This is a genomic window from Actinomadura sp. K4S16 (assembly GCF_008327685.1).
Taxonomy (GTDB): Bacteria; Actinomycetota; Actinomycetes; order Streptosporangiales; family Streptosporangiaceae; genus Spirillospora.
In genome coordinates, this window is the sequence record NZ_BDDE01000011.1 from 591,444 (window position 1) to 608,763 (window position 17,320).

General features: G+C 74.4%; 17 protein-coding genes and 1 pseudogene. 12 read left to right on the forward strand and 6 right to left on the reverse strand.

Going from position 1 to position 17,320, the window contains the following annotated elements; genetic code table 11:
• The first annotated feature begins 53 nt into the window (after positions 1–53).
• A complete protein-coding gene (locus K4S16_RS09960; RefSeq protein WP_200841780.1) occupies positions 54–1,499 on the forward strand; it encodes a S9 family peptidase in 1,446 nt (481 codons plus the stop codon).
• Between the two features lie 61 nt (positions 1,500–1,560).
• Here K4S16_RS09960 and K4S16_RS09965 read toward each other — a convergent pair whose 3' ends face one another.
• Positions 1,561–2,064, reverse strand: coding sequence for a DUF1772 domain-containing protein (locus tag K4S16_RS09965; protein ID WP_149258554.1), 504 nt, complete (start codon positions 2,062–2,064; stop codon positions 1,561–1,563).
• A gap of 18 nt (positions 2,065–2,082) precedes the next feature.
• The gene (locus tag K4S16_RS09970; protein ID WP_149258555.1) at positions 2,083–2,931 is read right to left on the reverse strand and encodes an NAD(P)H-binding protein; all 849 of its coding nucleotides are present in this window, start codon (positions 2,929–2,931) and stop codon (positions 2,083–2,085) included.
• A gap of 82 nt (positions 2,932–3,013) precedes the next feature.
• Between K4S16_RS09970 and K4S16_RS09975 the strand changes: the two genes are divergently transcribed.
• Complete coding sequence (locus K4S16_RS09975; RefSeq protein ID WP_149258556.1) at positions 3,014–3,955, forward strand: AraC family transcriptional regulator; 942 nt, start codon at positions 3,014–3,016, stop codon at positions 3,953–3,955.
• 9 nt (positions 3,956–3,964) lie between these two features.
• On the opposite strand, the gene K4S16_RS09980 is transcribed toward K4S16_RS09975, so the two are convergent.
• Together K4S16_RS09980 and K4S16_RS09985 are read right to left on the reverse strand one after the other, a co-directional pair.
• A complete protein-coding gene (locus K4S16_RS09980; RefSeq protein ID WP_235036684.1) occupies positions 3,965–5,092 on the reverse strand; it encodes a PfkB family carbohydrate kinase in 1,128 nt (375 codons plus the stop codon).
• Between the two features lie 67 nt (positions 5,093–5,159).
• Positions 5,160–6,491, reverse strand: coding sequence for a hypothetical protein (locus tag K4S16_RS09985; RefSeq protein ID WP_149258558.1), 1,332 nt, complete (start codon positions 6,489–6,491; stop codon positions 5,160–5,162).
• Positions 6,492–6,698: 207 nt separating this feature from the next.
• On the opposite strand from K4S16_RS09985, the gene K4S16_RS09990 reads away from it, so the two are divergent.
• The 6 genes from K4S16_RS09990 to K4S16_RS10015 all read left to right on the forward strand — a co-directional run bounded on the left by K4S16_RS09990 (position 6,699) and on the right by K4S16_RS10015 (position 10,917).
• Positions 6,699–7,430, forward strand: a complete 732-nt coding sequence (locus tag K4S16_RS09990; protein WP_149258559.1) for a GntR family transcriptional regulator — start codon at positions 6,699–6,701, stop codon at positions 7,428–7,430.
• 101 nt (positions 7,431–7,531) lie between these two features.
• A complete protein-coding gene (locus tag K4S16_RS09995; protein WP_149258560.1) occupies positions 7,532–8,965 on the forward strand; it encodes a PTS ascorbate transporter subunit IIC in 1,434 nt (477 codons plus the stop codon).
• Positions 8,966–9,044: 79 nt separating this feature from the next.
• Positions 9,045–9,347, forward strand: coding sequence for a PTS sugar transporter subunit IIB (locus K4S16_RS10000; protein ID WP_149258561.1), 303 nt, complete (start codon positions 9,045–9,047; stop codon positions 9,345–9,347).
• The gene (locus tag K4S16_RS10005) at positions 9,344–9,826 is read left to right on the forward strand and encodes a PTS sugar transporter subunit IIA (RefSeq protein WP_160160874.1); all 483 of its coding nucleotides are present in this window, start codon (positions 9,344–9,346) and stop codon (positions 9,824–9,826) included. Before K4S16_RS10000 ends, K4S16_RS10005 begins: the two co-directional genes overlap by 4 nt.
• On the forward strand, positions 9,819–10,562 hold the full coding sequence (locus K4S16_RS10010) for a sugar isomerase domain-containing protein (protein ID WP_149258563.1): 744 nt from the start codon (positions 9,819–9,821) through the stop codon (positions 10,560–10,562). The genes K4S16_RS10005 and K4S16_RS10010 overlap by 8 nt, the downstream gene beginning before the upstream one ends.
• Positions 10,563–10,659: 97 nt before the next feature.
• On the forward strand, positions 10,660–10,917 hold the full coding sequence (locus K4S16_RS10015) for an EF-hand domain-containing protein (protein ID WP_149258564.1): 258 nt from the start codon (positions 10,660–10,662) through the stop codon (positions 10,915–10,917).
• A 99-nt stretch (positions 10,918–11,016) separates the two neighbouring features.
• On the opposite strand, the gene pgi is transcribed toward K4S16_RS10015, so the two are convergent.
• On the reverse strand, positions 11,017–12,645 hold the full coding sequence (gene pgi, locus K4S16_RS10020; protein ID WP_200841781.1) for a glucose-6-phosphate isomerase: 1,629 nt from the start codon (positions 12,643–12,645) through the stop codon (positions 11,017–11,019).
• Between the two features lie 214 nt (positions 12,646–12,859).
• On the opposite strand from pgi, the gene K4S16_RS10025 reads away from it, so the two are divergent.
• From K4S16_RS10025 to K4S16_RS10040, 4 genes are all read left to right on the forward strand, one after another.
• Positions 12,860–13,666 (forward strand): acyl-CoA thioesterase II, encoded by an 807-nt coding sequence (locus K4S16_RS10025; RefSeq protein WP_149258566.1) that lies wholly within the window; start codon positions 12,860–12,862, stop codon positions 13,664–13,666.
• 58 nt (positions 13,667–13,724) lie between these two features.
• The gene (locus K4S16_RS10030; RefSeq protein ID WP_149258567.1) at positions 13,725–14,078 is read left to right on the forward strand and encodes a hypothetical protein; all 354 of its coding nucleotides are present in this window, start codon (positions 13,725–13,727) and stop codon (positions 14,076–14,078) included.
• Between the two features lie 54 nt (positions 14,079–14,132).
• Positions 14,133–15,152 (forward strand): lactonase family protein, encoded by a 1,020-nt coding sequence (locus K4S16_RS10035; protein ID WP_149258568.1) that lies wholly within the window; start codon positions 14,133–14,135, stop codon positions 15,150–15,152.
• 84 nt (positions 15,153–15,236) lie between these two features.
• Positions 15,237–16,616 carry an NADP-dependent succinic semialdehyde dehydrogenase gene (locus K4S16_RS10040; RefSeq protein ID WP_149258569.1) on the forward strand — a complete coding sequence of 460 codons (1,380 nt, stop codon included), beginning with the start codon at positions 15,237–15,239 and terminating at the stop codon, positions 16,614–16,616.
• A 72-nt stretch (positions 16,617–16,688) separates the two neighbouring features.
• Here the strand turns inward: K4S16_RS10040 and K4S16_RS45645 are convergent.
• Positions 16,689–17,320, reverse strand: a pseudogene (locus K4S16_RS45645) (aldehyde dehydrogenase (NADP(+))); the annotation flags it as partial.

Sequence of the window (17,320 nt, forward strand, 5' to 3'; positions counted from 1 at the left end):
TATTTGCAGAGAAGTCTTTGCAGAGGTTTCTCTGTAGTTCTAGGGTCGCCGCCATGAGAACCGCGATGACCCTCCTCCTGGCGCTGCTGCTCGGCGCCTTCTGGGCCGCGCCCGCCCGGGCCGGCGCCGGCGGCGGCCCGGGCCGGATCCCCGCACCGCCCGGCCTGACCTCGACGGACGTGGCCTTCACGGGCGCGGGCGGGCTGACCCTGTACGGCACGGTCCTCGCCCCGGCGGTGAAGGGGCCGCCCCGTCCCGGCGTCGTGCTCGTCACCGGGTCCGGCGCCGGGGTGCCGCGCGAGCACCTGCTCACCGAGGCGACGGAGTTCGCGCGGCGCGGCCTCGCCGTGCTGATCTACGACAAGAGGTCGGCGGGGTACACCGCACTGCGCCGCGACTACTCCGAGCTCGCCGAGGACGCGCTCGGCGGGCTGCGGGCCCTGCGCGCCCGCCCCGGCGTCGACCCCCGGAAGGTCGGCCTGTGGGGGCTCAGCGAGGGCGGCTGGGTCGCGCCGCTCGCCGCGTCCCGCTCGGCCGAGGCGGCCTTCGTGATCGTCGTCGGCGGCAACGCCATGACGCCGATCCGCCAGCAGACCTGGAACGAGGTCTCCGACCTGCGCAGGGTCGGCGTCTCGGGGTCGCTGATCGACCGCGGCAAGCCGGCCCTGGCCCGGCTCGCCGGCGACGCCGGCGTGTTCGCCGAGGCCTACTTCGACGCGCCGGCCGTGCTGGCGCGCGTGCGGCAGCCCCTGCTCGGCGTCTGGGGCGAGCACGACCTGCAGACCCCGCCCGAGGACAATCCGCCGCTGTTCGCGAAGGCCCTGAGGCGGGGCGGCAACGACCACTGCACCTTCCGGTTCTTCGCCGGAGCCGACCACGCCGCGCACCTGACCCCGGACGGCGGGATCACCCGCGGCCCCGAACTCGCACCCGGCTACGCCGACCTCGTCGGCGCCTGGGTGCGCGACGTCACGAGCGGCAAGCCCCCCGCGGCCGACACGGCGACGCCGCCTGGTGGGGCGGCGACCCCGCCCCACCAGGCGCACGCCAGCACCGAGGTGCCCCCGCTGGCGTGGTGGGAGTCGCGGTGGGTGCACCTGGCGGCGGCCGTGCTCTTCCTCGTGGGATTCCTCGCCTACCCGCTGGCCGCGCTCGTGCGCAGGCTGCGCGGGCGGAGGGTGCGGCCGGTGAGCCGCTGGGCCCGGCTGCTCGCCGGGGCCGGACTCGTCGCCACCTTCGGCCCGGTCGTCTACCTCCTGTCCCTCGTCGCGGGCAGCGATCCGAGCCCCGGTCCCGTCCTCGGCGGCAGGCCGCTGCCGTGGCTGGTCCTCCAGGGGCTCGCCGCGGCGACGGTCGTGGCGGCGGCCGGAACGACGCTGGCGTGGCGCCGGACGGGGGCGACCGTCCCCCGCGGCGAGCGCGTGCGGCTCGGGCTGCTGCTGGCCGCCGGCGCGGTCTTCGTCCCGTGGGGCGTCCACTGGGGCGTGCTGCTCCCGTGAGCGCGGCTCGGGGCCCGTGCTCCGGGAAGGGAGCACGGGCCCTCGGCGCCGCCGGCCCGGGTCAGCCGTCCTTGCCCCAGACGTAGACGGCCAGGCTCATCGCGAGGAGGCTCGCCCAGCTGAACACGGCCCGGACGGTGTTCCACGCCGTCCAGCGGCCGGAGTAGTCCGACCAGATCCTCGCCGCCCCGGACGCGTCCTTCGGGATCGTGACGCCGTCCAGGTCGTTGTTCATCGGGATGTTCACCGCGAAGCTCGGAAGGAGCGCGCCCACGAAGTACAGTCCGGCCGCGGCGAAGAAGAGCAGGGCCGCCGACTTCTGGTCCATGGTGAGCAGCAGCACTCCCGCCGCCGCCGCCAGGACGGGCACCAGGAGGAACATCGCCACGAAGACCGGGTTCTGGATCCGCTGGTTGATGCCCTGCATGGCGTCGACGGCCGACGCGGGGCGGGCCGCGTTCAGACCGGGCATCACCCCGGTGGAGAAGCCGAAGAACGTTCCGGCCATCCCGGCCGCCATGATGATGGAAAGGGTCGCGGAGACGCCCGCGAGAGACGATTTCATGATGGTCAGGTCCTCGGGTCAGTGGTTCCAGATGCCGCTGGCGGCGGCGTCGCGCGCGTACTCGGAGAAGTCCCGCGGCTTGCGGCCGAGGGCCCGCTCGACGCCGTCGGCGGGCCGGGCGTTGCGGCCGTCCAGCACGGTGGTGAACAGGTAGGTCAGGAGGGCGATGACGTCCTCGGGCACGCCGTGCTCCCGGAGGGCCGCCGCGTGGTCGTCCGCGCCGACGGGGACGAAGGCGATCCCGCGCCCGGCGGCGCGGCCGATCTCGGCGACCGCCTCGGCGAACGTGAGCGCCCGCGGGCCGGTCACCTCGTAGACCTCGCCGGCGTGCCCGTCCCGGGTGAGCGCCTCGACGGCCACGTCCGCGATGTCGTCGGCGTCCACGAACGGCTCGGGCACGTCGCCCGCCGGGAGGACCACCTCGCCCGCCCGCACGGGGTCGAGCAGGTAGTCCTCGCTGAAGTTCTGCGCGAACCAGCTCGACCGCACGACCGTCCACCGCAGGCCCGACGCCGCCACGATCCGCTCGCACTCCCGCGCCTCGGGCTCGCCACGCCCCGACAGCAGGACCACGCGCCGCACGCCCGCGTCCGCCGCCGCGGCGGTGAACGCGCGGATGGCGTCGGGGGCGCCGGGCACGGCCAGGTCGGGGTAGTAGGAGAGGTAGACGTTCTCGACGTTCCGCAGGACGGGCGCCCAGGTCGACTCGTCCTCCCAGTCGAAGGGCGGCGAGGCCGACCGCGAGCCCATCCGGACCGGGACGTCCCGCGCCTCCAGCCGCTCGACGACGCGGCGGCCGGTCTTGCCGGTCCCGCCGAGGACGAGGGTGAGGCCGCTTTCGATGATGTCCGCTGCGCTGTTCGTCATGCCTTCGAGTCAACTGCCGGGCGGTTCCGGCCACCATCGTCGAGACGCTCGCCCCCATACGCGAGCGTCTACGCTGGCCCCCATGGACGCCCTGGCCGAACTCCTCGACGGTCCGCGCGCGCGGGGAGCGTTCATGCTGCGCTCCACCCTCGCCCGGCCCTGGTCGCTCCGGATCCAGGACGAAGCGCCCCTGACCCTTCTCTCCATGGTCAGGGACGAGGCGTGGCTGATACCCGACGAGGGCGAACCGCAGCGCGTCGGCCCCGGCGACATGGCCGTCTTCCGCGGCCCGGACCCCTACACCGTCAGCGACGACCCCGCGACCGCGCCGCAGGTCGTCATCCATCCCGGGCAGCGCTGCACCACCCCGGACGGGACGAGCCTCTCGGAGGCGATGGACCTCGGCGTCCGCGCCTGGGGCAACGACCCCGGCGGCTCGGCGGTCATGCTGATCGGCACCTACCAGATGCGCGGCGCCGTCACCCAGCGGCTGCTGGCCGCGCTGCCCCCGGTGGCGGTCGTCCGCGGCGACACCTGGAAGTCGCCGCTCGTCGCCGTGCTGCAGGAGGAGATCGGCAAGGACGAGCCCGGCCAGGACGTCGTCCTCGACCGGCTCCTCGACCTGCTGCTCATCGCGACGCTGCGCGCCTGGTTCTCCCGCCCGGACTCGGCCGCGCCCGGCTGGTACCGGGCCCACGGCGACCCGGTCGTCGGCCCCGCGCTCCGGCTCCTGCACGACGACCTGGCGCACCCGTGGACGGTCGCGGACCTCGCGGCCGGGGTCGGGGCGTCCCGCGCGGCGCTCGCGCAGCGGTTCGCGAAGCTGGTCGGCGAGCCGCCCATGGCCTACCTCACCGGCGTCCGCCTCGCGCAGGCCGCCGACCTCCTGCGCGAGACGGACGCGACGCTGGAGGCGGTGGCCCGCCGGGTCGGCTACGGCACCGCGTTCGCGCTGAGCACGGCGTTCAAGCGCGAGCACGGCGTCAGCCCGCAGGAGTACCGCGCCGGGGCGGCGGCCGGCTGACCCGCCGGCTCACCCCTCCCGGCGCAGCGTCGGCTCGGCGCGGACGACGGTGTCGTCGGCGGCCTCGGGGATGAACGGGATCACGAACGCGTAGTCGGCGAGGACCGACTCGGGCACCTCGCCCGACTCGCCGAAGGCGGCGATCTCGCCCCAGCAGGGCGAGCCGAGGGAGCCGCTGCGGTGCCGGACCGACAGCCCCGCGCACAGGTTGGCGAACCGCAGCCGCTCGGGCAGCGCGAGCCCGGCGAGGGTCGCGAACACGAAGCCCGCGGCGAACACGTCGCCCGCGCCGGTCGGGTCGAGCGCCCGCACCGGCAGCGCGCGCGTCTCGGCCCGCTCCCCCGCCGCCGAGTCGATGGCGATCGCGCCGTCGCCGCCGCACTTGACCACGACGAGCGGCACCCGCTCGGCGAGCGCCTCGGCGGCCTCGGCCGGCGAGCGGGTGCGGGTGTAGGACATCGCCTCGGCGGCGTTCGGCAGGAAGGCGTCCACGTGCGCGAGGCGGTCGAGGACCTCGGCCGGCCAGGCGCCCGTCTGGTCCCAGCCGAGGTCGCCGAACACCAGCGTGCCGCGCTCGCGCATCCCGGCCGTCCACGACGGGAGCGGGCGGTCGACGTCCACGACGCACGCCCGCGCGGCCGGCGGCGGCGCGCCGGGACCGTCCGGGCCCGCCTGCGCGGCCGGGACGGGGCGCTCGAACGTCACCATGCTGCGGTCGGAGTCGTAGGCCATCGACACCGTGACCGGCGTCGACCAGCCCGGCACCCGCCGCGACGGCCCGAGGTCGACGCCCTCCTGCTCGGCGAGCGTCCGCCACAGGTAGGCGCCGAACATGTCGTCGCCGAACGGGGCCGCCAGCCCGACCCGCAGGCCGAGCCGGCTCATCGCGACGGCGATGTTGGCGACGCCGCCCGGCGCGGAGCCGAGGCCGTCGGTGACGATCTCGGTGCCGGGCGGCGGCAGCCCGGGCAGCCCCGTGAAGATCATGTCCATGAAGACCTGGCCGGTCAGGAAGACGTCCAGCGCGGGCGCCGGGCCCCGCCCGGCGGGCGGCCGGGCGCCCGCCGCCTCCCGCCCGGCGCAGGGCTCGGCGAGGGACGGCACGGGCGCCCGGCCGGGTGCGGTCTGCTGAGTCACGAGGCCCCCAAGGACGAGGCTTGGCACGTTCCCACGGACCCTAGACCGCGCCACCGACATCGGGCTCCTACTTCGGTACGTACAGTCGGATGTCGTCCACCTGCGCCGATCCCTCGTAGAAGTTCATGTGCGGGTCACCGATCATGAACCGGTCGGGGTAGGCGGACCCGGCCGGCCAGGTGTCGCGGTCGACGAGGGTGCCGCCCGGGCCCGTCCAGGTCCAGTCGGCGTTGAACCGGCCGTCGTACTCGCCCGGCTTCTGGTTGTAGTGCCAGATCGGCTCGCCGTCCTGGACGAACGCGCGCGTGTAGCGGAAGGTCGCCCGGCCGACGTGCGCGAAGACCCCGGACATCTCCATGGTGTAGGCGCCGCCGCGCCGCTCCACCGCGAAGGTGTACGGCTCCTTCGGCAGGAGTTCGGGCCTGAGGTCGACGGTCGAGACGATGGCGCCGCCCTTGCGCAGCCCGCACTCGCTCTCCATCAGGTACTCGGTGCCCGGCATCGTCGGGTAGCGGCGGTCGTCGGTCATGAAGATCGCGTTGACGCCGTTGCCGGTTCCGGCGGAGTACGGCTCGTACTGCCCGGTCGCGGGGTTGCAGTACAGCAGGCCCTTGCCGGTGTACTTGTACCGGTTGTAGCCGTCCATGGCGACCTTGCGGTGGCCGTGGACGAACACGTTGTTGTGCGGCGCGACCTGCCGGTAGTCCATGATCGACATGTAGTAGAAGCCGTTGGAGTCGGTCCGGACGTCGGCCCACGCGCACTCGGGCCTGGTGTAGTCGCCGCCCGACGCCCAGGGGAAGTTGGTCTTGCAGCCCTCGGGCGAGTAGCCGTTGATCCGGCCGTCCGGATAGTCCCACGACCCGTCGCGCCGACCGCCGAAGTCGAGGCCGCGCAGGGTCATCTCCACCCGGTACTCGGCGGGCAGGTCGCGGGTCGAGCGGATGACGACGCCCGCCTGGTGGCTCGGCTCCTTCAGCAACGCCATGCCCTTGCGGGACGTGAGCGTGGGCGGCGCGTCCGGCCGGCCGTCTCCGTCGGCGTCCCGGGCGGCCAGCTCGGCGGTGAGCCAGCCGCGCTTCCCGAACGCGAACGACTTGCGGTAGGTCTTCATCTTCGCGAGCTGCTCGCGGAACGCCGGACCGCCCACCGTGTCGAAGTAGGCGCCGTCGTTGTCGTACATGTCGACGTTGTAGGGACTGGACGGACCGTCGCCGTCCGGCCTCCAGGGCGTCTTCGCATCGTCGATGCGCCGGTCGAACGGCTCGGAGGCGACCAGCCTCCAGCCGTCCCGCGCCCCCGGCCTGCCCTCGTCGGCCCGGGCCGGCGCCGCGCAGAGCGCCGCCGGCATGAGCGCGGGCAGGGCGAGCGCCAGTGCGCCGCGCACGAACTTCCTCATCTGGCCGCCTTCCTCGCCGCGCCGGGCGCGGCGTCGCCGTCCTCCGGACCGCCGCCGGAACGGCACCGTCTTGACGATCTTCCGCGACGGTAGTTCGGGCCGTCCGCCCATGACCACGGCAAACATCGACAAAGTGGTATTGACCAGTCGCCATAATGGGACATACCGTGTGCGACGACAGGAACAGGCGGTAAGGAGGTGATACGCATGCCATCCACCGGTGAAGCCCGGACCGGGAGCACGAAACGGCAGGCGGTCCGGCGCGAGCTGCTCGCGATGCTGGACGGCCTGGACGTCGGCGACGCGCTGCCGTCCGAGCGCCGCCTGGCCGAGGAGCTCGGCGTCTCGCGGCCGACATTGCGCCAGGCCGTCGACGGGCTCGTCACCGACGGACTGCTCGAGCGGCGGCACGGGAGCGGGACCTACGTGGCCGAACCCCGGATCGCCGTGTCGCTGACCATGACGTCTTTCACCGAGGACATGATCAGGCGCGGGATGAGGCCGGGCGGGCGGGTGCTGTCGTTCCGCACCGAGGCCGCGGGGGCGCGGATCGGCCGCCGGCTGGCCCTGTCGCCCGACGAAGAGGTATTTACCATTCGGCGCCTGCGGCTGGCCGACGAGGCCACCATGGCCATCGAGACCCTCTACCTGCCGCGGGCGCTGATGCCGGGCCTGCGGCGGCACGACCTGGAGGGGCGGTCGTTCTACGACCTGCTCCGGGGCGGCGGCATCGTGATCGCCTCGGGCACCGAGACCATCGAGCCGACCGTCACCACCGCCGAGGAGGCCGCCGAGCTCGGCGTCCCGGTGCACACGCCGGCGTTCCTGTTCGAGCGGATCACCAGGGACGCGGACGGCCGGCCGCTGGAGTACGTCCGGTCCGTCTACCGCGGCGACCGGTACCGGCTCGAACTGGACCTGCGACCACCGAACCACTGACCGCACGCCCGGGCGCCGCGTCCCGGGCGCACGATCGTCCGTCCGCGCTGACGGGGGCGACAGCGCACCACCCATCCCCCGAGATGTGAGGCGAGTTCACCATGGACGTCATCAAGGACATCCTCACCTTCCTGGCCGACAACGTGTTCGGCCAGGTGCCCATCCTCATCGGGCTCATCACGCTGCTGGGGCTGCTCCTGCAGCGCAAGCGGTTCGAGGACGTCTTCGCCGGGGCACTGCGCGCCACGATCGGCGTGGTCATCCTGTTCATCGGCGTGGAGGTCTTCACCGGCGGGCTGACGAGCTTCCAGACCGTGCTCGCCAGCGCGATGGGGACCACGCCGCCGAAGGCCGACAACACCCTCGCCGACTTCCTCGCCGACCAGGGCGGGACGATCGCGCTGGTGATCACGGTCGCGTTCCTGGCGCACGTGCTGGTGGTGCGGCTCTTCCCGGCGGCCCGGTACCTGTACCTCACCGGCCACCTGATGTTCTGGATCAGCACGGTGACGGTCGCCTCGCTGGTGACGATCGCGCCCGGCGCCGACCAGCTCACCCTCGTGCTCTGCGGGGCCGGTTTCGTCGCCGCGTACTGGACGCTCCAGCCGCTGTGGATGCGCCCGCTGATGCGCCGCGTCATGCCGGACGACCGGTTCGGGTTCGCGCACACCAGCTCGCTCGCCTGCCTGGTCACCGGCTACGCGGCCCGCCCGCTCGGCAGCCGCGAGAAGCACGACACCGAGAAGCTGAAGCTGCCGCGCCAGCTGTCGTTCTTCAAGGACGTCAACGTCAGCACCGCGCTGATCATCACCGTGATCATGCTGATCGGGGTCGCGTTCGCCGACGACGGCGTGGTGGCCAAGGCCGCGGCCGAGATGGACGACAAGCTGTCGCCGTGGGTGTGGGCCATCCTGGTGGGCCTGCGGTTCGCGGGCGGCATCGCGATCCTGCTGTTCGGCGTGCGGATGTTCCTCGGCGAGATCGTCCCGGCGTTCAAGGGGTTCAGCGACCGCGTCATCCCGGGCACGCGCCCGGCGCTGGACGCGCCCACCGTGTTCCCCGTCGCGCCGACCGCCGTAATGGTCGGATTCGTCTCGTCGACCGTGGTGTTCCTGGTCTGCCTCGGCGTGTTCGCCGGCGCCGGCTGGTTCACCCTCGCCCCGCCCATGATCATGCTGTTCTTCGTGGGCGGCGCGGCGGCGCTGTTCGGCAACGTGGTGGCGGGCTGGCGCGGCGCCGTCCTCGGCGGCGCCGTCACCGGGCTGGTCCTCGCCGTCGGGCAGGCGGTCACGTGGGGCCTGTACGAGAAGACCGCGCCCGAGCTGGCGACGCTCGCCGACCCCGACTGGTACGCGATCGCCTGGCTGCTGAAGGCCGCGGACCCGGTCGTCGGCGGAAACTCGATCTGGCTCGTCCCCGCCGTCGCGATCGCCGCGATGGTCGCCACCCTGCTGCTCCTCGGCCGCGCCGAGAAGCGCCGGGCGACGGTGGAGGAGGAGGCGGCGCCCGAGAGCGCGGCCCCCGCCGAGGCATGACGGGCGCCGCGCGGCGGCCGTGCGAACGGGGACGGCCGCCGCGCGGGCCTGACCGACCCTACGAGGAGAGAAGACGGACATGGCACTGGACCGGCAACTGGAGATCCTCGCGGTCTGCGGCGTCGGCATGGGCTCCAGCCTGATGCTCAAGATGACCGCCGAGGACGCGCTGCGCTCGCTCGGCGTGGACGCGCGGGTCGAGAACACCGACGTGTCCACGGCGCGCGGGATGTCGCCCGACGTGGTGATCGGCCAGGGCATGCACACCGGCGAGATCGCCGACCTCGCGCCCGTGGTCATCACCATCAGCGACTTCCTGGACAAGGAGGGCCTGGCGGCCCAGCTCCGGGAGCGCCTGACCGAGCAGGGCTGGCTCCCGTGACGGCCCGTCCCGAGGGGGCGGCGCCCGGGACCGCGCCGCCGGGACCGGTCGTCGCCGCGGCCGACGGGGCGGCGGCCCGCGACTGGCGGGAGGCCGTCCGGGCGGCGGCCTCCGGGCTGGTCGCCGCCGGCGCGGCGGGCGAGGGCTACCCGGAGGCGTGCGTCCGGGTGGTGGAGGAGAACGGCCCCTACATCGTGCTGACCAAGGGGCTCGCGCTCGTCCACGCCCGTCCCGAGGAGGGCGGCCTGGCCGTCGGCGTCGGCGTCACCCGGCTGGCGTCCCCGGTCGAGTTCGGCCATCCTGACAACGACCCGGTCGACCTGCTGCTGGCGTTCTGCACCCCCGGCCCCGACGCGCACGTCGGCACGCTGTCCGCGCTGGCGCGCGCACTGTCCGGCGGACTCGCCGAGCGCCTCCGCGCGGCGTCCGGCGAGGACGACCTGGCCGGCATCCTGAAGGAGGCTCTACCGAATGCCTGACGCGGCGTCCTCCGGGGTCCCCGCACGGGTCCGCGCCCTGCTCGACGACCTCGACGCGGTCTCCGGAGCGGCGGCCGGCGAGGCCGCCGCGCTGCTGCTCGACGCGATCGAGGCCGACGGGATCGTGCACGTCGCCGGCGCCGGGCACTCCCTGGCGATGGTGTGCGAGACCTTCTACCGGGCCGGCGGGCTCGCCGCCGTCCGCCCGATCTGGGACCCCGCGGTGTTCCCGCTCGACGACGCGCTGCGCAGCACCCGCGCCGAACGGCGGGACGGGGTGGGGCGCGCCGTGGTCGAGAAGGCGGCGCCCGCCCCGCCCGACGTGGCGGTGGTGTTCTCCACCAGCGGCCGCAACCCCTATCCGGTGGAGGTCGCGGAGGAGTGCGCGGCGCGGGGCGTGCCGGTCGTCGCGGTGACCTCGGCGCGGGCGTCGCGGGGCGCGGCGGCGCGGACCGACACGACCCTCGCCGACCACGCGGCCATCGTGCTCGACACGTGCGTCCCGCCCGGGGACGTCCTGCATCCGGCGGGCGCGCCGCGCACCGCGGCGGTCTCCACCGTCCTCGCCGCGTACGCGTGGGCGCGGGTGCTGGCCGACCTCGACGACCTCGCGGCGGCGCGCGGCGCCGACCTGCCGCGCTGGACGAGCGCGAACGTCCCCGGCGGGGACGAGGTGAACGCCGCGCTGCTGGAGCGCTACCGCCACCGCGTCCCCGAGTTGACGGGCGAGGGCTAGCCGGGAACCAGGGGTCTTCCTGCGGCGTTTCGCATATATCCGATCCTGCCCGCTATGACATGATGCGGGGCTACATCGGACCGGAACGAGGAGCGAGATGACGACGAGACCGACCGGGGACGACCTTCTTGCCGTGTTCACGCGCGCGGACCTCGGCGGCGACGAGAAGCTCGACCTGATGGAGTTCACGCTCGTGCTGGAGGAGCTGGGACTGTCCTGGACTCGGGCCGAGACGCAGGACAGGTTCGAGAGGGCGGACAGCAACCTCGACGGGTTCATCTCCTATGGCGAGTTCCGCGCCATCCTGGAGTCCCAGGGCTGGGTCGACGGGCCCCTGCCCGGCGCCCGCGCCTGACGGCGGGCCTGAGGAGACGGCCGAGAAGAGAAGGGCCCGCCGGACGACCGGGCGGGCCCTTGTGCATCCGCGCTGTGGAGTCGTGCGCGTCCGCGCCCGTCAGGCCTTGCGGCCGCGCAGCTCCCGGTACCTGCGCACGAGCGCGGCGGTGGACGGGTCGGGCGCCTCGGACAGCGGCTCCTGCGAGGTGAGCGCGGGGGCGAGGTCCATCGCCATCACCTTGCCGAGCTCGACGCCCCACTGGTCGAAGGAGTCGATGCCCCAGACCGTCCCCTCGACGAACACGATGTGCTCGTAGAGCGCGACGAGCGAGCCGAGGGTCTTCGGCGTGAGCTTCGGCGCGAGGAGCGTGCTGCTCGGCCGGTTGCCCGGCATGACCTTGTGCGGGACGAGCGCGGCGGGCGTGCCGTCGGCCGCGATCTCCTCGGCGGTCCTGCCGAACGCGAGGGCCGAGGTCTGCGCGAGCATGTTCGCGGTGAGCAGGTCGTGCATGCCCTCGCGGTCCTCGAACGGCTCGGCGAAGCCGATGAAGTCCGCGGGCACGAGCCGGGTGCCCTGGTGCAGCAGCTGGTAGAAGGCGTGCTGGCCGTTGGTGCCGGGCTCGCCCCAGAAGATCGCGCCGGTCTGCGCGACGACGGGCGCGCCGTCGGCCCGCACCGACTTGCCGTTGGACTCCATCGTGAGCTGCTGGAGGTAGGCGGGGAAGCGCGACAGGCGCTGGCTGTAGGGGAGGACGGCCCGGGTCTGCGCGCCGAAGAAGTCGGTGTACCAGACGCCGAGCAGCCCCATCAGCACCGGCATGTTGGCCTCGAACGGCGCGGTGCGGAAGTGCTCGTCGACCTCCCGGAACCCGGCGAGCATCTCGCGGAACGCCTCGCCGCCGATGGCGATCATCAGCGACAGGCCGATGGCGCCGTCGAAGGAGTAGCGCCCGCCCACCCAGTCCCAGAAGCCGAACATGTTGACGGTGTCGATGCCGAACTCGGCGACCCGCTCGGCGTTGGTGGACACGGCGACGAAGTGGCGGGAGACGGCGTCGTCGCCGAGCCGCTCGGTGAGCCACCGGCGCGCGACCTTGGCGTTGGTGAGGGTCTCCAGCGTCCCGAACGTCTTGGAGCTGACGACGAACAGCGTCTGCTCGGGGTCGAGGCCGGCGAGCTTGCCGAGGATGTCGGCCGGGTCGATGTTGGAGACGAACCGGCAGGCGATGCCCGCGTCCGCGAAGTCGTGCAGGGCCTCGTAGGCCATGGCGGGGCCGAGGTCGGAGCCGCCGATGCCGATGTTGACGACGGTCGTGATGCGCTTACCGGTGGAGCCCGTCCACTCCCCCGACCTGACGCGGCCCGCGAATTCGGCCATCTTGTCAAGGACGGCGTGCACGTCGCCCGCGACGTCCTGCCCGTCCACCGTCAGGGCCTCGCCGGGAGGCAGCCGCAGCGCGGTGTGCAGGACGGCGCGGTCCTCGCTGACGTTGATGTGCTCCCCGCGGAACATCGCCTCGATCCGGTCCCGCAGCCCGGCCCGCTCGGCGAGCGCCGCGAGCAGCGTCAGGGTCTCGCCGGTGACGCGGTGCTTGGAGTAGTCCAGGAACAGGTCCCCCGCGGTCACGGTCATCCGGTCGGCGCGCCCCGGATCGTCCGCGAAGAGCTCGCGCAGGTGCCGCCCGGCGATCGCCGCGTGGTGCTCGGCCAGCGCGGTCCATTCGGGCGACTCGGTGATATCTGCCATTGCCTCTCTCATCTCCTCGTGGGGGCGAGGGCGTACCCCCGCGGGCGGGCGCCGAACGTCCCCCGGGCACCCCGCCGGGCCCCACCGGCGATCATAGGTCGACCGCGCGCGACCGTATCAGGGCCGTCCCCGGCCCCGCAGTGGTCCGCCCCCGGCCGCCCGCGCCCGACCGGTCCGCGGGTAGGGTCGCCCGCAGGTCGCAGGAGGTGCCCGGATGAGCGACGTCCCCGACGGGATCACGCGCGTGTTCGACCTGACGCCGCTCGGCGGGGACTCCTTCACGGCCGCGTCCCCGCCCGTCGGGCGGCCTCGGCTGTTCGGCGGCCAGGTCGCGGCGCAGAGCCTGCGCGCCGCGTGCCTGACGGCGGGCGGGCGGCCGCCGCACTCCCTGCACGCCTACTTCATCCGCCCCGGCCTGCCGGACGATCCCCTGGTGTTCGAGGTGGCCCGCACCCGCGACGGCCGCTCGTTCTCGACCCGGCACGTCACGGCGAGCCAGGGCGGCAAGCCGATCCTGGAGCTGATCGCCTCGTTCCACGACCCGGAGGACGGGTTCGACTGGCAGGCCGGTCCGCCGCCGAGCGCGCCCGGCCCGGAGGAGCTCGCCGAGCCGGAGCTGCCCGCGTTCCTCAGGCACCCCGCCGGGTTCGACATCCGGGTCGTGAACCCGCCGGCGGGCGGCGGGTTCCCCATGCCGCACCCGTTCTGGATCAGGGTGTCGGCGCCGGTCGGCGACGACCCCTCGCTGCACGCCTGCCTCGTCGCCTACCTGTCGGACATGGGCGTGGTCAGCAGCGCCCGCGCGCCGGGCTCCCCGCGGCGCCTCGCCACCGCGGTCACGCTCGACCACGCGGTGTGGTTCCACCGGCCGCCGCGCGCCGACCGGTGGCTGCTCTACTCCGCGGACCCCGTCGCGAACCACGGCGCGCGCGGCCTCGCCCGCGGCACGCTCCACACGGCGGACGGCACGCTCGTGGCCTCCGTCGCCCAGGAGGCGCTCCTGCGCCCCGCCTCCCCCTGAGCGCGCCGGAAAACCCCTGGGGCTCTGTCACCGCCCGCCGCTAAGGTCCCCGTCCACGGTGCGGTGGGCCTACGACGGCCTGCCGGCCGGGGCGGAGACCGACCTGGAGTGGCAGGTCCACCTGCTCACCGTCCGCGCGGACGGCGAGATCACCGCCTACCCGCTGCCGTGGGCCGCCGGGATCGACCGCGAGCGCGGGCACGACCCGGTGCCGGGGATGCTCGACGTCGTCCGGCGGCACGCCGAGGACCGGCAGGTCGAGCTGAACCCCTACTTCACCGCGCACCGGCAGGTGGACGCCACCGACGCGGAATGGGAGGCGGTCCTGGACGCCGCCGCGCGGCTGCGCGCCCGCCTCGCCGCGGGGCCCGGGGAGACGGCTCCCGGCGCCGCCGATCACGGCCGGGACTAGGCTCGCCCTCGGCCGCCGGAGGGCGGGCGGATCGCGTTTCGAGGGGAGTCCCGGGTGGGCGAGCGGGCGTTCTGGGTGGGCACGTACACCGGCGCGGCCGGCGGCGGCGCCGGGATCTACCGGGTCGTGCGAGGGGCGGACGGCGCGCTGCGCGCGGACGGGCTCGCAGCCGAGGCGGTGTGCCCGTCGTACCTGGCCGTCCATCCCACCGGGAACGTCCTCTACGCCGTCCGGGAGGAGGACCGCGGCGGGGTCGCGGCCTACGGGGTGGCCGGCGCGCGGCTGAAGGAGCGCGGCGCGCGCGAGGCCGGCGCACTGCCCTGCCACCTGTCGGTCACTCCGGACGGCGAGCGCCTCGTCGTCGCCGACTACGGGTCCGGGACGGTCAGGGCGTATCCGCTGGGACCGGACGGCGGCCTCGCCGGCGGTCCCGACGTGGCGGAGGGGCACGGCGGCGGGCCGAGGGCCGACCGCCAGGAGGGCCCGCACGCCCACATGGCCGTCAGCGCTCCCGACGGGACCGTCCTGACGACCGACCTGGGGGCCGACCTCGTGCGGTCCTTCCGGTTCGAGGGCGGCGCCCTGCGGCTCGCCGGGGAGACGGCCCTCCCGGCCGGCTGCGGGCCGCGGCACCTGGCCGTCCATCCGAGCGGGCACGTGTACGTGCTGGCGGAGCTGGCCGCGGCCGTCCTCGTCCTGCGGCCGGCCGACGGGTACGCGGGTCTGGAGGTCGCGGCGGTGTCGGCCGCGACGGCGGGCCCGGCGGGCGGCTCCGCCCAGGGCGCGGCGATCAAGCTCGGCGACGGCGGCCGCCACGTCTACACGTCCATGCGCGGCACGGACGTGGTGACGGCCCACCGGGTGCTGGACGGCGGCGCGGCGCTGGAGCCGGTCGCGGACGTCCCGTCCGGCGGGCACTGGCCGCGCGACCTGCACGTGGACGGCGAGTGGATGCACGTGGCGAACGAGCGGAGCGACGCGGTCGCGACCTTCCGGATCGGGTCGGACGGCGTCCCCGTGCCTGAGGGACCGCCCCTGCCGCTCCCCTCGCCGGTGTGCGTGATCCCCGCCTGACCGCCGGTCCTGGCGGGCGTTTCCTGCGGGGCCCCTCGGGCACGTCCCGGGTGAACGAGCCCGACACCCAGGGAGCATCCCGACATGACGACGATCGCCACGACCAACCCCGCGACGGGCGAGGTCGAGAAGACCTTCGACGCGCTGACCGACGAGGAGGTCGACCGGCGCGTCGCGCGGGCGGCGGAGACGTTCGCCTCCTACCGCACGGTGCCGATCGGGCGGCGGGCGGAGTGGATGAACGCCGCGGCCGACATCCTCGACGGTGAGGCCGACCAGATCGGCGCCATGCTGACCACCGAGATGGGCAAGACGCTCAAGGCGGCCGTCGCGGAGGCGCGGAAGTGCGCGAAGGCGTGCCGCTACTACGCCGAGCACGCCGCGGAGTTCATGGCCGACCGGCGCCCCGCCGACCCCGCGGACGTGAACGCCCGGGACGCCTACGTCCGCTACGAGCCGCTCGGGCCCGTGCTTGCGGTCATGCCGTGGAACTTCCCGCTGTGGCAGGTGATCAGGTTCGCGGCGCCGGGGCTGATGGCGGGGAACGTGGGGCTGCTGAAGCACTCCTCCAACGTCCCCCAGACGGCGCTGTTCCTGGAGGACCTGTTCCGCCGCGCCGGGTTCCCCGAGGGCGCGTTCCAGGCGCTGCTGATCGGCTCGGCGAAGGTCGAGCGGGTGCTGTGCGACCCGCGGGTGAAGGCGGCGACGCTGACCGGCAGCGAGCCCGCCGGGCGGTCCGTCGCCGCGATCGCCGGGGACGAGATCAAGCCGACGGTGCTGGAGCTCGGCGGCAGCGACCCGTTCGTGGTGATGCCGTCCGCCGACCTGGAGGCCGCGGCGCGGACGGCGGCGGAGTCCCGCTGCCTCAACAACGGGCAGAGCTGCATCTCCGCGAAGCGGTTCATCGTCGACGCCGGCTGCGCCGACGAGTTCGAGCGGCTGTTCGTCGAGCGGATGCGCGCGAAGAGGGTCGGGGACCCGATGGACGAGGCCACCGACATCGGCCCGCTCGTCAACGAGCAGGGCCGCGCCGAGGTCGAGGAGCTCGTCGCCGACGCGGTCGGCAAGGGCGCGACGGTGCTGTGCGGCGGCGAGCGCCCGGACGGGCCCGGCTGGTACTACCCCCCGACGGTCGTCTCCGGGGTGACGCCCGAGATGCGGATGTACCACGAGGAGGTCTTCGCGCCGGTCGCGTCGCTGCTGCGCGTGCGCGGCGTGTCGGAGGCCGTCGAGGTCGCGAACGCCACGGGCTTCGGGCTCGGCTCGAACGCCTGGACCCGCGACGACGCCGAGCGCGAGCGGTTCGTGCGGGAGCTGGACGCCGGGCAGGTCTTCATCAACGGGATGACGACCTCCTTCCCCGAGCTGCCGTTCGGCGGGGTGAAGCGCTCCGGCTACGGGCGCGAGCTGTCGGCGGACGGCCTGCGCGCCTTCTGCAACGCCAAGACCGTCTGGGTCGGCTGACCGCCGGCGACCGGGCGCCGGCCCGTCCGGACGTCCCCGGTCCGCCGCCGGAGCGGCGGACCGAGGTTGCCGTCACCGGACGGCCTGGGGGACCTTCCACGGGTTGTCGTCGCGGAGCGGCGGCGGGAGCAGGTCCTGCGGCCAGCCCTGGTAGGCGACGGGCCGCAGGAACCGCTCGATCGCGGCCGTGCCTACCGACGTGGTGGAGGGCGCCGTCGTGGCGGGGTACGGGCCGCCGTGCTGCATCGCGTGCGTGACGGAGACGCCGGTGGGCCACTGGTTCCACAGGACGCGGCCGCTGCGCCCCGCGAGCACGGCGGCGAGCGCGGCGAGGCCGCCGGCCTCCTCCGGCTCCGCGTGCAGCGACGCGGTCAGCTGGCCCGGCAGGGCCGCCACGGCGTCCGCGACCTCGTCGAGGCCGTCGTAGGTGACGACCAGGCCGAGGGGCCCGAAGCACTCCTCCGCCGCGGCGTCGATGTCGGCCTTGAACGCCGCGAGGTCCATGGTGAGCAGGCGCGGCGACAGCGCGTCCCGCTCGTCCGGCCAGACGAGCCGCCGCACCCCGGGCCGGGCGCCCAGCGCGCCCGCCGCGGCCAGGTACCCGGAGCTGATGCGCTCGTTGAGCATCGGCGCGGCGGCGGCCTCGCGGAGGTGCGCCGCGATGCGGTCCGGCAGCCCGGCGGGCGCGAACAGCAGGCCGGGGT